Annotated in this window: 12 protein-coding genes; 4 read left to right on the top strand and 8 right to left on the bottom strand. The window is 66.5% G+C overall.

The features are described from left to right. Window positions 1-86: 86 nt before the first annotated feature. The 3 genes from VZC37_RS03620 to VZC37_RS03610 form a co-directional block, all read right to left on the bottom strand. Window positions 87-1301, bottom strand: coding sequence for a 4-hydroxybenzoate 3-monooxygenase (locus VZC37_RS03620; RefSeq protein WP_330431037.1), 1215 nt, complete (start codon window positions 1299-1301; stop codon window positions 87-89). After that, complete coding sequence (locus tag VZC37_RS03615) at window positions 1301-2137, bottom strand: glycosyltransferase family 2 protein (RefSeq protein ID WP_431309345.1); 837 nt, start codon at window positions 2135-2137, stop codon at window positions 1301-1303. The genes VZC37_RS03620 and VZC37_RS03615 overlap by 1 nt, the downstream gene beginning before the upstream one ends. 197 nt (window positions 2138-2334) lie before the next feature. After that, window positions 2335-3561 carry a hypothetical protein gene (locus VZC37_RS03610; protein ID WP_330431035.1) on the bottom strand — a complete coding sequence of 409 codons (1227 nt, stop codon included), beginning with the start codon at window positions 3559-3561 and terminating at the stop codon, window positions 2335-2337. A gap of 409 nt (window positions 3562-3970) precedes the next feature. On the opposite strand from VZC37_RS03610, the gene pstS reads away from it, so the two are divergent. From pstS to pstB, 4 genes are read left to right on the top strand one after another with little or no spacing between them, the layout of a single operon-like run. Further along, window positions 3971-5092 carry a phosphate ABC transporter substrate-binding protein PstS gene (gene pstS, locus VZC37_RS03605; protein WP_330431034.1) on the top strand — a complete coding sequence of 374 codons (1122 nt, stop codon included), beginning with the start codon at window positions 3971-3973 and terminating at the stop codon, window positions 5090-5092. Window positions 5093-5133: 41 nt separating this feature from the next. Beyond that, window positions 5134-6225, top strand: coding sequence for a phosphate ABC transporter permease subunit PstC (gene pstC, locus VZC37_RS03600; protein ID WP_330431033.1), 1092 nt, complete (start codon window positions 5134-5136; stop codon window positions 6223-6225). Continuing rightward, complete coding sequence (gene pstA, locus VZC37_RS03595) at window positions 6222-7148, top strand: phosphate ABC transporter permease PstA (RefSeq protein ID WP_330431032.1); 927 nt, start codon at window positions 6222-6224, stop codon at window positions 7146-7148. The genes pstC and pstA overlap by 4 nt, the downstream gene beginning before the upstream one ends. Before the next feature lie 36 nt (window positions 7149-7184). After that, entirely contained in the window at window positions 7185-7961 is a 777-nt protein-coding gene (pstB, locus tag VZC37_RS03590) for a phosphate ABC transporter ATP-binding protein PstB (RefSeq protein WP_330431031.1), read from the top strand. Between the two features lie 102 nt (window positions 7962-8063). On the opposite strand, the gene VZC37_RS03585 is transcribed toward pstB, so the two are convergent. The 5 genes from VZC37_RS03585 to VZC37_RS03565 form a co-directional block, all read right to left on the bottom strand. Then, window positions 8064-8258 carry a hypothetical protein gene (locus VZC37_RS03585; protein ID WP_330431030.1) on the bottom strand — a complete coding sequence of 65 codons (195 nt, stop codon included), beginning with the start codon at window positions 8256-8258 and terminating at the stop codon, window positions 8064-8066. Between the two features lie 169 nt (window positions 8259-8427). Further along, window positions 8428-9090 carry a phosphate signaling complex protein PhoU gene (gene phoU, locus VZC37_RS03580; protein ID WP_330431029.1) on the bottom strand — a complete coding sequence of 221 codons (663 nt, stop codon included), beginning with the start codon at window positions 9088-9090 and terminating at the stop codon, window positions 8428-8430. A gap of 101 nt (window positions 9091-9191) precedes the next feature. Next, a complete protein-coding gene (locus tag VZC37_RS03575) occupies window positions 9192-11372 on the bottom strand; it encodes an LCP family protein (protein ID WP_330431028.1) in 2181 nt (726 codons plus the stop codon). Between the two features lie 182 nt (window positions 11373-11554). Then, window positions 11555-12739: a tRNA dihydrouridine synthase DusB gene (gene dusB, locus VZC37_RS03570; RefSeq protein WP_330431027.1), complete on the bottom strand. Its 1185-nt coding sequence runs from the start codon at window positions 12737-12739 to the stop codon at window positions 11555-11557. Between the two features lie 77 nt (window positions 12740-12816). Continuing rightward, window positions 12817-13809 carry an acyl-ACP desaturase gene (locus VZC37_RS03565; RefSeq protein WP_330431026.1) on the bottom strand — a complete coding sequence of 331 codons (993 nt, stop codon included), beginning with the start codon at window positions 13807-13809 and terminating at the stop codon, window positions 12817-12819. Window positions 13810-13969: the final 160 nt, after the last annotated feature.

The raw sequence follows: 13969 nt of genomic DNA, 5'->3' as shown, positions 1-13969 counted from the left end.
AGCCTCAGGTAAGGGTAGCCTCGCCTAGGTTGGTGGGCAATTGGAGGGGTCGGACGACGGTCGGCTCCAGGTTTCTTGGTGGTCGATCACGCCGGTACCGCCGCGGGTTGCCACGGGGTCGGGAACGGCAGTCCGAGGTAGACCTCGCCGAGCGCGCGCTCCTCGTCCGCCGACGTCGTCCACCGCTGTAGCCGTGCACGCCGGATCTCCCAATCGAAGTCATCGTCGCCGAGACGGTGCAGCGTCGTCGTCAGGTTCCACGAGAATGCTTGTGCCTGCCACACTCGCGGAAGGGCGGTCGACGAGTACGTCTCCAGACCGGTGCGGTCGGCGTGCGCATAGAAGGCGCCGAGCGCGTGCGAGAGCACGCACGCGTCGGAGATCGCCAGGTTGAGCCCCTTGGCCCCGGTGGGGGGCACGATGTGCGCGGCGTCGCCCAGCAAGAACAGGGCACCCTGCTGCATCGGGTCGGTGACCACGCTGCGCAGCGGCGCCAGCGAACGCTCGATGATCTCGCCGGTCTCGAGCTCGGGGTGATCGTCGGCGGCGCTGCGTCGTCGCAGTTCTGCCCAGATCCGATCGTCGGTCCACGCGGCGAGATCGGTGTCCGCGGGTACTTGCAGATACTGCCGTGTCAGGTGAGCGCCACGCATGCTGTGCACCGACAGGCCGTCCGGGTGCGCGCAGTACATACCTTCGTCTGTGACGGGCGTGGTGTGTGCCAGAATGCCCAGCCACGCAAACGGATACGTCCGATCCATCACCCGGAACCGCGAGGAATCCACGACCTGGCGGCAGATCCCGTGAAAACCGTCGCATCCGGCCACGAAGTCGGCGCGCACCCGGCGGTGTACCCCTGCTTCGGTGAACTCGACCCGGGGATGGTCGGTGTCGATGTCGTGGACGGCGACATCGGTCGCGTCGAAGAACAGTGGACGGCCGGTGTCCCGCCGTGCGTCGATGAGGTCGGCCACCAGCTCGGTCTGACCGTAGACGTACGCGTGCCGGTCGAGATGCCGATGGAAGTCGAGGTGGTGGGTCCGGCGATCGAATCGGACATAGAAACCGTTGTGCACCAGCGCCTCTCGATGAAGGCGATCCGCGAGGCCGATCTCGGTGAGAAGGTCGACGGTGGTCTGTTCGACGACCCCGGCACGCACCCGCGCCCGAACATGGGTCTCGGATTGCCGCTCGACGACGACGGTGTCGATGCCCTGCAGGTGCAGCATGTGTGCGAGCGTCAGGCCGGCGGGGCCGGCGCCGACGATGGCGACCTGGCACCGGATGTCGGTGATGCTCATCAGCGTGCCGAACGCGCCTGATCGGTGACTGCCGGGGCGCCCGACCGTCTGCTGCTGCGCTGTCCGGCGCGACGTGAACGGCGCTCACGGTCGATCGTGCGCAGAACGCGCACACCATCGCTGAACGCATTCAGGTTGCTGCGGCCGTGGATTCGTCGACTCTCGTGGCTCCCGACTTCGCGGATCACCACCCCGGCCCGCGCCATGCGCACGTTGATCACGGTCTCGACCTCGAATCCGTCGCCCCACTGGGCCTCGGTGGCGTCGACGTCGGGCAGGTCGATGATCGCGAGGTGTCGGCGCCAGAATGCGTTGTAGCCGTAGCAGAGGTCGGCGAAGTCGGTGTCGAACAGGCGATTGACCAGCCCGTTGAGCGCCTTGTTGCCGAGCCGTCGGAGCAGGGTGATATCGTCGCTGCCGCCGCCGAGGGAGAAGCGGCTGCCCTTCGCGAGGTCGGCCCCCTCGACGAGCGCGTTCACGAACATCGGTATCTCGGCCGGGTCGGTCGATCCGTCCGCGTCGATCATCACGATGATGTCGCCGGTCGCGGCCGCGAAGCCACATGCGAGGGCGTTGCCCTTGCCGCCGCGGGTCTGCTGGACGATGAGCGCCTCGGGCCAGAGTCGACGCGCCACGTCGACCGTGTTGTCGACGGACGATCCGTCGACGACCACGATCTCGTCCACCCGCGGCATCCGTTCGGCGACGTACGGAAGGTTGAGGGCCTCGTTGCGGGTCGGGATCACCACCGTCACACGTGGTGTGGCGGCTTCGCCGGGTGCAGCGGAGTCGGTGGTGCCGGTGCGGGTGTCGAGGTCGTCTTCGAACTCCCTCATGTCGCCGGTCGATGTCGTCTCGACGGCGGTGGCCGCGCGCAGGCGCTCGGATGCGTTGGTCAAGGTGCCCTCCGTGTCGTCGCCGCACCTGGTGCATGTCGCATTGACGCGAGTTGCTGGTGATCGGTTGTTCGTGACCCTAGGCGCTTAGGATAACCTTGCCTAATTCACAGGAGGTTTTGTGGGTCTCCTCACCGCTATTCGGAGATGACCGCCAACGCCTGGTCGACCACGGACGCCAGTGCGTCGGAGACCCGATCGCCGTCGGTGACATCGGCGTGGAATGCGGCCGACAGGCACAGAGCATGGTCACCCACGGTCGAGGAGGTCACGGTGATCCCCGCCGGAGACACCGGATCGCTGACCGTGTAGTTGAACGCGAGGTCCGGATCGGTGAACGGTGAGAACTGCGTCTGCGGTATCCGTCCCACGTAGGAGTGCAGCAACTCGGCGCGGACCGCGGCCGGGTCGGCTGCGACCCGCCATGGGCTCTCGGCGTCGGGTGCGGAGCCGGCGATCCTCAGTTTCGTGCTGCTGACCACCAGGTTCGCGACCGGCCGGCCGCTTCGGTAGGCGGCGGTGATCATGTCCTTCAGTTCCGGTGCCGGGGTCTTGGTGTCGAGGGGGAACGTGAGGCCTGCCGAGAACGAGGCCAGTGTGTCCATCCGTCGGGGGAGGTAGGGGCGCGCGTCGAAGGGGATCGTGACGTCGCGCCGGACGTCGATTCCGGCCTGCGACAACGACCGCAGCAGCGCGCAGGTGACGATGGCGAACATGCTCACCCCGGGCAGGTGACGGTCGCGGGCCGCACGCAGCTCGGCGATCTCGGAATCGTCGATCCGGATTGTCCGGGCGCTCGGTGTGCTCCGGGACGCCGCACGTGTCGGGGTCTCCGGCCCGCTGTCGGCTGCGTTTCGGCCCGCCCGGTGGAGTCGTGCGAGCTGGATGAGCCGTCGCGTATCGCCGCCGAAGGTGCGGGCGGCTGCGGCGGCCAACGGGTGTCGGCCACGACGGTAGGGCGCCCAATGTGGATCCGTGAGGGCGACCCCGCCGAGCATGACGTCGACCACGGCCTGCGAGAACGCGACGTCGCCGAGCCCGTGACTGAAATCGATGGCAACCCACTCGCCCGCGAGTACCACCCGAAGCCCGGTCTCCGGCATGCCACGCACCGTCCGGAGGAGATCGAGCGGATCGGCTGTGCGGGACAGGGGTGCCACCTCCGTGACCGACACGGCGTCGTCGGCCTCGACCGTGTGCCATCGTCTGTCATGCGCAGATGGGCGCAGCCCGAGGCGGAATGCCGGGCCGGCGGCGGCCATCGCGTGGAGACGCTCGACCGCTACGTCACGTGATGGCACCGCCATCGGACCGAACACCGACGCCGATCGACGTCGGCTGTGCTGGAGGTCGAGGGAGGTCATCGGGACGCCCGCGGCCGAATCACGTAAAGCGGAACGGCGCGAAACAGATAGTCGCCGAGCGAACGGGATACCCATGATGATCGATGCACAGGGTAGCAACACCCCGTGACCGGGCCGTGAAACGGTTCACTCCGAGTTCACCATTCGTCCACCGTCGGTTGCCGATGGACGGGTGACGAATGTCGGATGGGCGCAGATTCGGATGAAACGTCGCGGATCTCGGCTTCACATTGCTGCACACGATGGCCGGATTCGTGAGGGACGTATCACATTCCCCAAGGTACGGGGGTGGGTATTCATCTTCCGTTAACCCTCGGGGTGCGGAGTGTCCACCAGCGAATCTTAGTGTCTGAGCGACCGGGCGTGGTCACCGTTGTGGCGCGCCATGATCTGATGCTGGAGGAATCCTGTGAAATTGAGTCGTCCCGGTGTTGCAGTGGGCTCCTTGTTGGCCACGTCCGCGCTCGTGCTGAGTGCGTGCAGTGACAACTCGGAGAGGGGAGACAGCAGCGCCGCACCCGCGTCGGCGGTGGCGGACATCCAGTGCGAGGGCAAGCAGAACCTGCAGGCCAGTGGCGCCACCTCCCAGGCCAACGCGATGACGATCTTCTCCACCTCGTTCGCCCAGACCTGTCCCGGATTCGAACTCGCCTACGGCGGAGGCGGTTCCGGCCAGGGCGTGTCGGACTTCACCCAGAACCTGACCGACTTCGGCGGCTCTGACTCGGCGCTCGAGGGCGAGGATGCCGCGGCCGCCCAGCAGCGCTGCAGCTCCGAGGCCTGGAACCTGCCGCTCGTCTTCGGCCCGATCGCCGTCGCCTACAACGTCGAAGGTGTCGACGACCTGGCGCTGTCGGCCCAGACCATCTCGGCCATCTTCGGTGGCGAGATCACCAACTGGAACGACCCGGCCATCGCCGCCGAGAACGAGGGCGTCGAACTGCCGGATCTGCCGATCAGCGTCATCTACCGCGCCGAGGAGTCGGGTACCACCGACAACTTCCAGAAGTACCTGACCGCCGCCGGCGGCTGGGACAAGGGCGACGGCAAGACCTTCAACGGCGGTGTCGGCGAGGGCAAGCAGGGCAACCCGGGCGTCGGCTCGGCGGTCGGCCCCACCGCGGGCAGCATCGCCTACGTCGAGTGGGCATACGCCACGTCCAACGACCTGTCGATGGCCAAGATCATCACCGAGCAGGATCCTGAGGGCGTCGAGCTGAACGCCGAGACCGGTGGTCAGACAATCGATTCGGCGACCCTGGCCAATGGCGACGAGAACCACAACATGGTGATCGACACCGAGTCCTTCTACAAGCCGACCCAGGCCGGCTCGTACCCGATCGTCATGGCAACCTATACGATGGTGTGCTCCGACTACGCGGATGACGCAACCGCCCAGGGGATCAAGACCTTCCTGAACGTGGCGTCGGCACCGCAGAATCAGGGCCAGGATCTGCAGAACGCGGGCTACATCCCGCTGCCGCAGGAGTTCCAGACCAAGCTGCAGGGCTCGATCGAAGCCATTCAGTAACTGCGGCTCGAACTCGACCGAGAGAATAGCGATCACACATCATGTCCGTGGATGACACCACCGGTGTCGGCCGGAGCCGGGCGGGTAAACACTCGTCCGGCTCGGCGCCGACCCCGACACCCGAGCAAGATCCGAACCGCACACCGGATGACCGCGAGCTAGAGGAACAATTGCACCCGGGGCTGCAGAGCAGTCGCGGGCAGATGGGTGACCGCGTTTTCTCGTACCTGGCGCAGGGCACCGGCCTTCTGGTCATCATCCTGATCGCCGGCATCGGTGTCTCGTTGCTGATCGACGCGATCCCGGCCATCGCCGACAACAACGCGAACTTCCTGTTCTCGTCCGACTGGAACACCAGTGGTCAGGCCTTCGCAGACGGAACCGCCTCGTTCGGTGTCTGGGAACTGTTCCGGGCGACGATCCTGACATCGTTCTTCGCCCTGTTCCTGGCGACGCCGGTGGCGATCGGCATCGCGGTGTTCCTCGTCGAATACGCCCCCTCGAGCATTTCTCGACCGCTGGCCGCGGTCATCGATCTGCTCGCGGCCGTGCCGTCGATCATCTTCGGTCTGTGGGGCATCTACGTCCTCGCCCCGGTGATCGCCCCCTTCGCGATCTGGCTGAACGACACCTTCGGGTGGTTCTTCCTGTTCTCCAGCGGTAAGACATCGATCACCGGTGGCGGCACCATCTTCACCGCCGGCATCGTCCTGGCCATCATGATGCTGCCGATCATCACCTCCATCACCCGCGAGGTCCTGCGCCAGACGCCGAGCGGTCACAAAGAGGCCGCGCAGGCGCTTGGCGCGACCAAGTGGGAGGTCATCCGCATGACGGCCTTCCCGTACAGCCGCTCCGGCATGATCGCGGCCTCGATGCTCGCCCTCGGTCGCGCACTCGGCGAGACGATCGCCCTGATGATCATCCTGAGTGCCGCTGTCGGCCAGCTCAAGTGGTCGCTGTTCGAAGGCGGCGACACCTTCGCCTCGAAGATCGCCCGAGACGTCGGCGAGTTCGTCGGTAGTGAGGCCTCGGCAGGGGCGTACATCGCGGCCGGCCTGGTCCTCTTCGTCCTCACATTCGTCGTCAACGCGATCGCCCGTGTGATCGCCGGTGGAAAGGTGAACGGATGACCGTGACCGTCGATACGACATCGGGTGGGCCGGTCAAGTCCTCACCCACCGCGTTCCGCGAGGTGTCGGCCAGCCGGAAGTTCCGCAACGAGGCGGCCCGGGTGACCTTCGCGCTGTGCTTCGTGCTCGGCGTCATCCCGCTCGTGTGGCTGCTGTGGACCGTCATCTCCGAAGGTGCCCCGGCACTGTCGGACCCGAACTGGTGGTTCGGCAACGCCTACGGCGTCGACACCACCACCCAGTTCGGTGCGGGTATCTCGCAGGCCATCATCGGCACGCTGATCCAGGCGTTGATCGCCACGGTGATCTCGGTGCCGATCGCGGTGATGACCGGCATCATGCTGGTCGAATACCCGACCAGCCCGCTGGTGAAGCCGGTGAGCTTCATGGTCGACATCCTGGCCGGTGTCCCGTCCATCGTGGCCACGTTGTTCATCTTCACGGTCTTCGTGATCGGGCTCTCGATGGGTCAGAGTGCGTTCATGGTCAGTCTTGCGCTGATCCTGTTGATGATCCCGATCGTCGTCCGATCCACCGAAGAGATGCTGAAACTGGTGCCCGACGAACTCCGCGAGGCGTCGTATGCGCTGGGTATCTCCAAGTGGCGGACAATCGTGAAGGTCGTGCTGCCGACGGCGATGTCGGGCATGCTGTCCGGCATCTTCCTCGCCATCGCGCGCATCATGGGCGAGACCGCGCCGGTGCTGATCCTGGCCGGTCCGGCCAGTTCGCAGGTGCAGACGAACCCCTTCGACGGCGGGATGAACTCGCTGCCGCTGTTCATCAAGGACATGTGGTCGGCGGCCCAGCCGGCTTCGGGCTTCTACTACTGGGGAGCGGCGCTCACGCTGATCATCATCATCGCGGTGCTGAACCTCATCGCCGCGATGACCGCCAAGTTCCTCGCCCCCAAGACCAAGTAACGGCGCCGACCGCCGCCACACAGCAAAGGCATCATCATGGCCAAACGCCTCGACGTCAAAGACCTCAACATCTATTACGGCAAGTTCCACGCCGTCAAGGACGTGACCCTCGCGGTACCGCCGCGCAGCATCACCGCGTTCATCGGCCCGTCGGGCTGCGGCAAATCCACGGTCCTGCGGACGCTGAACCGTATGCACGAGGAAGTGCCGGGCGCATATGCGGTCGGCAGCGTGCTGCTCGACGGTGAGGACATCTACGCCAAGGGCATCAACCCGACCGCGGTGCGCACCACCATCGGCATGGTCTTCCAGCGGCCGAACCCGTTCCCCACCATGTCGATCCGCGACAACGTCGTCGCCGGACTGAAGTTGCAGGGGGTGCGCAACAAGTCCCAGCTCGACGAGGTGTGCGAGCGCAGCCTGCGCGGCGCGAACCTGTGGGAAGAGGTCAAGAACCGTCTCGAGAAGCCGGGCGGTGGCCTGTCCGGCGGCCAGCAGCAGCGTCTGTGCATCGCCCGGGCGATCGCTGTCTCCCCGGATGTGCTGTTGATGGACGAACCGTGCTCGGCGCTGGACCCGATCTCCACCCTGGCGATCGAGGACCTGATGGGTGAACTCAAGAAGGAGTACACCATCGTCATCGTCACGCACAACATGCAGCAGGCCGCTCGCGTCAGCGACCAGACGGCGTTCTTCAACCTCGAGGCCGTCGGCCAGCCCGGCCAGCTGATCGAGATCAACGACACCGAGACCATGTTCTCCAACCCGAGCAAGCGGGAGACCGAGGACTACATCTCGGGTCGCTTCGGCTGAGCTCGCGCCAGAGTTCTCCCACTCCCTACAGATCGCGCCGCGGACCGTTCACTGGTCCGCGGCGCGATCTCTTTTCGGGTTCGTACGGGGGTTGCGCAGGTCTCACATGTTCGCGAGCAGGAGCACCAGAAGTGCGATGAGCGACAGCGTGACCCCGCTGTAGGTGAGGATCTGCCGTCGATGCGCGGCAGCCGTCGGCTCGTCGTCGTCGACGGCGTTGAAGTCGGGTTCCACGCTGCCGGGTTCCACGCTGCCGGGTTCCACGCCGCCGGGTTCCACGCTAGGGTGCCGATCCATGTGGGACACCTTAACGCCACGCAGGTCGGGCGACGAAATCCCAAGTCCGGCTTGGTGAGGGCACTCTCACCCGAGGGGTCGGCGAGGTTCAGCTCGCACCGACCGTCCGCTCAGACGACGACACCGCCGTCCCGAACGGGACGGCGGTGTCGTCGAAGTGCGAGAGCGGTCAGGAGACCTCGAGGAACTGTTCCGGGGTCTGACCGGTGGCCTGGAACACCACACGCCGGCCGATGAGCACCGCGTGGTCGGCGAACCGCTCGTAGTAGCGCCCGAGGAGCGTGACGTCTACCGCCGCGGCCACTCCGTGGCTCCACTCGCGGTCCATCAGAACCGTGAACAGATGGCGGTGGAGGTCGTCCATCGCGTCGTCGTCTTCCTGCAGCCGTAGCGCGTCCTGCGGGTTCTGCGTGTTGAGCACCTCACGCGCGGTCGAAGCCAGCTGCACCGCGAGCCGGCCCATCTCCGCGAAGTAGCCGTTGACCTCCTCGGGGAGTGCCTTGGCCGGATGGCGGCGACGCGCGACCTTGGCGACATGCAGTGCGAGCGCGCCCATGCGGTCCGCGTCGGCGACGATCTGGAATCCGCTGACGATTCCGCGCAGGTCGCCGGCCACCGGGGCCTGCAGCGCGAGCAACGCGAAGGCCTGCTCCTCGGCGCGGGCCGACAGGTCATGCATCTTGTCGTTCTCGGTGATGACCTCCTCCGCGATGGCCAGATCGGCCTGCAGGAGGGCTTGCGTGGAGCGAGCCATCGTAGTGCCGGCGAGCTCGCACATCTCGCCGAGGATGGTGTTGAGCGCGTCGAGCTGCTCATGGTAGGCGGTACGCATGCCTACTACAATACGTGGCTCACTTGTACAACCCGTTGTTGAGAGAGTGAACGGGCAGTGAACGTGGCGTGCATCGGCCCGATTTATGCCAAATGTGCCGGTCAGCGGCAGTTCGTGTCGCCGGCGTTGGTGACCGCGAGATCGTTGGGCAGGTTCGACGTGTTCGACGCGGGCGCGAGCTGAGGCACCGAGATCGTGCTGCCGACCGCCGGAGCGGAACCGACCGAGCCGTCGAAGTCCGATCCGAGGATCACCTCGACACCCGATTTCACGGTGCGGTCGAGCTGGATCGACGCTCCGGGGAACATGGCGGCCAGGGTGGCTGCGGAATCCTGCTCGCCGCCGCCGTACCGGATGACGGTGTCCTCGCGGTTCTCGGAGGCGTCTGCGACACCCCGGACGTCGAAGCCCATCGACACCAGCTGATCTGAGGTGTCACCCGCTGCGCCGGTGCGGCCGGTGCCGTTGAGGACGCGGACACCGACGTTGCCGGGATTCTGTGCGGTCGCGGCCAACTGGGTGGGAGCGGCCTCCGACGTCGCGGTGCTCGGCGTGCTCGACTCCTCCGAGCTGCTCGACGTCGACGTCGACGACTTCTCCTTGGCCTGCTCACCGGGCAGCGGGTCGTCGTCGATGATCGCGTTGAAGATCGCGTTGATGTCGTCGGTCCGCGGGATCTCGTTGTTCAGCCCGTCCATGGACGTACCCGAGGTGGGAATCGTCAGGAAGGTGACCCGGCCGGCCTCGATGCCCTGCATCGATTCGGCGAGATTCAGCAGGGACTGGGTGTCCACGCCGTCGACGAAGCTGTATTCGATGAAGGTGTTCACGATGCTGTTGAGCTTGTTGGGATTCGACAGCACGTTGCCGGACAGCGTCGACCGCAGCAGCGACGACATGAACAACTGCTGCCGCTTGATGCGGCCGTAGTCGCCGTTGCCCTCTGACGCGATGTTGCGCGCGCGGACGTAGTTGAGTGCGCGTCGGCCGGTGAGTGTCGATGTCCCCGGTTTGCGCAGGACCTGGCCGAGTTCGTAGTCGTACAGGGGGGTGGGGGAGCAGACCTGCACGCCGCCCAACGCCTTGACGACCTTTTCGAAACCGTAGAAGTCCATCGCGATGAACCGGTTGATGTTGAGGCCGCTCATCTGCGTGATGACGCTGACCAGGCATTCCGGCCCGCCGTCGGCGTACACGCCGTTGAGTTTGACGTCATAGGCGGCCGGTAGCGCGGCGCCGTAGGTGCCGGTGTTGTTGTCCCACTGCCGGCAGTCGGGCCGATCCACCTGCAGGTCGCGGGGGAAGGACACCGCGACGACGCGACTGCGGTTGGCGGGGATGTTCACCAGGATCACCGTGTCCGAGCGGGCTCCGTCCGCGTCGGCGGTGGTGCCGGCGCCCACCCGGGCGTTCTGGCCGGCTCGGGTATCCGTGCCGACGATCAGGTAGTTCTCGTCGCCGTACTGGGCGTCCTTGTTGCGGATGTTCTCGTCTTCGGGGTTGACGGCGTTGATGGTCTTCCAGCTGCCGTCCCACGACTGCAGGTAGCCCCACACGAATCCGGTGCCCACCAATGCCATGACACAGGCCACCGCGACGAGGATGCGGCCCGTGGTGGTGACGTTGCGGCCCAGATTGCGTCGGCCGGCGGACGATCCGGGGTGGCGTCGCGGCCGCGAGCGCGGCGGGATCGTGTCCGACAGGTCGGGGGTGGGCCGCAGCGGACGTACCCGGCTGCCCTGCCCGCGCGATTCCTCGGTGACCCGCGCTCGGGTGGCGCCATCGGAGAGGTCGACGTCCGCATCGGCCGGGGCGTGCGACGGCCCGACCGCCGGGATCTGCTGGGTGACGTCGTTCTCGTGCGGATAGCGCGTGAGGTCGTCGAACCGGTGGACCTCGGTGGGCTGCTCGTCGGCCGAGGGTTGCCGTGGGCCTGCGCCCGCGGGAGCCGGCGGCGTGGTCGTGCGTTCGCCGGCGGGGTCGTTCGAGCCGCGATCCCGGGGCTCTCGGTCGTGCGGTCCACCCGCTTTCGGGGCCTCCTCACCGGCAGCGTTCATCTGCTCCATGAGCTCGCGAACGGTCAGACGGGTACGGCCGCGTACATAGCGGTCGGTCGACCGCGGTTCGTGCAGGGCTCCGTGGGCGGGGATCGCATTGTTCGGCGCCTCGCCGAACATGTTGGAGAAATCGTGGGAGCCACCGGAACGGCCCGCTCGCCGGCTCCGGCGGGGCGTTGTGCCCTCGTCGGCCGGCTCGTCCGGTTCCGAACTCCTACGACTCAACTCTTACCCCTTGACCCCGACTGACTCGGCGCGACTCACGTGGTGGCATCAGCTTCGGCGCACCATGACATCGTCCCTGCGCGTGCGGGACCTCCGCGTCATAGTACTGATGGCACCTGAGAACATCTCTCAGCCACATCGGCGGAGCCGACAGTCGTAACCGAGCGGAGATCCGGCAGCCGTCAGCCGCCGGAATGCATGACCTCGGCGCCCGCGGGGACCACGTCCTCGTCGGGGTCGTCGAGCCAGCCCTCGGGCAGCGCGACCTTGGCAGGAGAGCCTTGCCGCCCGCGCGGCCCGTGGCCGTCGGCGGGGAACTCGGCGTCGGCCGGGAGGGTCGCGACCAGGTCGCGCAGTTCATCGAGGGTGTTCACCAACGCCAGCCGATTGCGCAGGTCGCTTCCAGCGGGGAAACCGCGCAGATACCAGGCCACGTGTTTGCGGATCTCACGCATGCCCTTGTCCTCGCCGTGATGCGCCGCCAGCAACTCTCCGTGCCGCACGATGATCTGCGACACCTCGCCGAGGTTCGGCTGCGCCGGGGCCGGCAGCCCGTTCAGTTCGGCCGCCAACTCGGCGAACAGCCAGGGACGGCCGAGGCAGCCGCGGCCGATCACGACACCGTCGCAACCGGTCTGGCGCATCATGGCGACCGCGTCGGAGGGCTCGAAGATGTCGCCGTTGCCGAGGACCGGCACGTCGGTGACGTGCTCTTTGAGACGCGCGATCTCGTCCCAGTCGGCGGTACCCGAATAGCGCTGAGAGGCGGTGCGGGCGTGGAGTGCGACGGCCTGTGCGCCCTCGGCGGCCGCGATCCGGCCGGCATCGAGATGCGTGTGGTGATCGTCGTCGATGCCGATCCGGAACTTCACCGTCACCGGGATCGACGTGCCCTCGGTCGCGCGGACCGCGGCGGCGACGATGCGCTGGAACAGCTTGCGCTTGTACGGAATCGCCGATCCACCACCCTTGCGGGTCACTTTGGGGACCGGGCACCCGAAGTTCATGTCGATGTGGTCGGCGAGGTTCTCGTCGACGATCATCTTGGCCGCGGCGTAGGTGTTGTCCGGGTCGACCGTGTACAGCTGCATCGACCGCGGGTTCTCGTCCGGGCCGAAGGCGGTCATGTGCATCGTGACCGGGTGGCGCTCGACGAGCGCACGCGCGGTGACCATCTCGCAGACGTAGAGCCCGGAGACCGTACCGGTGCGCGCCAGTTCGAGTTCACGGCACAGCGTGCGGAACGCGACATTGGTGACGCCGGCCATCGGGGCCAACACCACCGGGCTGGCGAGTTCGATCGAGCCGATGCGGAGGGGGCGTCGCCCTTCGTGACGCTCGCAAGCTCGCTCCTCAGGGAACGACATTGTGGCCGGTGAGTCCCCAGCGATCCCTGAGGAGCCCGCGAGGAACGAGCGGGCGTCACGAAGGGTCGAGGTGGTGCTCAGGATGCCTGCTTCTCCCGCTTCTTGGCCTCGCGGGCGAGGGACCGGTCACGCATCTCCTCGAAACGGAGTGTGTCCTTCTCGAGCTGCTCGAGGAAGTTGCCGAGCTCCTCACGGGTCTGCTCGCCCTCGCTGCTGAAGTCCTCGCGCTCGAAGACCTTCCACTTGCGCAGCACCGGCATGATGACCTCTTCGAGGTGCTGGCGCAGGTCGTAGATGCCGTGCTTGGCCATCAGCACGCCGTTGCGGCGGAAGTTGGGCATTCCGGCACCGGGCATCTGGAAGTTGGTGACGATGTCGGTGACCGCGCGCAGCGTCTGGTCGGGCGCGATGTCCATGCCGGCGCCACAGATGTTGCGGTAGAAGATCATGTGCAGGTTCTCGTCGGCGGCGATACGCTGCAGCATCTTGTCGGCGATCGGGTCGTTGCACGCCTTACCGGTGTTGCGGTGGCTCACCCGCGTCGCGAGCTCCTGGAAGGTCACGTAGGCCACCGAGTGCAGCAGCCCGACGTCTTCGCCCTTCTCCTTCATCTCGTCGGCGCGGTCGGCTGCGGCGAGCATCGGGTCATAGCCGTTGGTCATGTGGACCATCCGGGCCTCTTCGAGGGCAACCGGGTCCACGCCGCGGGTCACGACCAGGTAGTCGCGCATGACGATGCCGTGCCGGTTCTCCTCGGCGGTCCAGCGCCCCACCCAGTGGCCCCACGCCGAGTCCATCGAGAAGTTCTCGGCGATCACCCGGTGGTAGGAGGGTAGGTTGTCCTCGGTGAGGAGGTTGGTGATCATCGCGGCCTTGGCCACTTCGCCGAGCTGCGACTGCTCGGGGTCGTAGTCCACGCCGCCGAGAGCCGCGAAGTTCTTGCCCTCGTCCCACGGGACGTAATCGTGCGGGTTCCAGTCCTTGGCGATCTTCAGGTGCCGGTTGACGTTGTCCTCGGCGACCGGCGACAGCTCCTTGAGCAGTTCGAGCTGGTTCAGCTGGCGTGCCATAGTTTCCTCCGAACGGTGACGGTCGTGGTCCGCATGTCATGTCTGAATGGTTCGGCGGGCCGACTGACATGGTGATCAGTCGTTCAGGGTACGTCACCTGATCCGGTGGACCCAAGCACCGCACCTACGCAATCGTAACCAGCACGGCGCGTCGTTACGC

The organism is Gordonia sesuvii (genome assembly GCF_036350415.1).
Lineage (GTDB): Bacteria > Actinomycetota > Actinomycetes > Mycobacteriales > Mycobacteriaceae > Gordonia > Gordonia sesuvii.
The sequence above is the reverse complement of the archived record's forward strand: the minus strand, read 5'-3'. Positions and strand labels throughout refer to the sequence as shown.

Excerpts from the sequence above, each read along its gene's own strand:
- VZC37_RS03620 (WP_330431037.1), bottom strand. The coding sequence starts at position 1,301 with ATGAGCATCACCGACATCCGGTGCCAGGTCGCCATCGTCGGCGCCGGC.
- VZC37_RS03615 (WP_431309345.1), bottom strand. The coding sequence starts at position 2,137 with ATGAGGGAGTTCGAAGACGACCTCGACACCCGCACCGGCACCACCGAC.
- VZC37_RS03610 (WP_330431035.1), bottom strand. The coding sequence starts at position 3,561 with ATGACCTCCCTCGACCTCCAGCACAGCCGACGTCGATCGGCGTCGGTG.
- pstC (WP_330431033.1), top strand. The coding sequence starts at position 5,134 with ATGTCCGTGGATGACACCACCGGTGTCGGCCGGAGCCGGGCGGGTAAA.
- pstA (WP_330431032.1), top strand. The coding sequence starts at position 6,222 with ATGACCGTGACCGTCGATACGACATCGGGTGGGCCGGTCAAGTCCTCA.
- pstB (WP_330431031.1), top strand. The coding sequence starts at position 7,185 with ATGGCCAAACGCCTCGACGTCAAAGACCTCAACATCTATTACGGCAAG.
- VZC37_RS03585 (WP_330431030.1), bottom strand. The coding sequence starts at position 8,258 with ATGGATCGGCACCCTAGCGTGGAACCCGGCGGCGTGGAACCCGGCAGC.
- phoU (WP_330431029.1), bottom strand. The coding sequence starts at position 9,090 with ATGCGTACCGCCTACCATGAGCAGCTCGACGCGCTCAACACCATCCTC.
- dusB (WP_330431027.1), bottom strand. The coding sequence starts at position 12,739 with ATGTCGTTCCCTGAGGAGCGAGCTTGCGAGCGTCACGAAGGGCGACGC.
- VZC37_RS03565 (WP_330431026.1), bottom strand. The coding sequence starts at position 13,809 with ATGGCACGCCAGCTGAACCAGCTCGAACTGCTCAAGGAGCTGTCGCCG.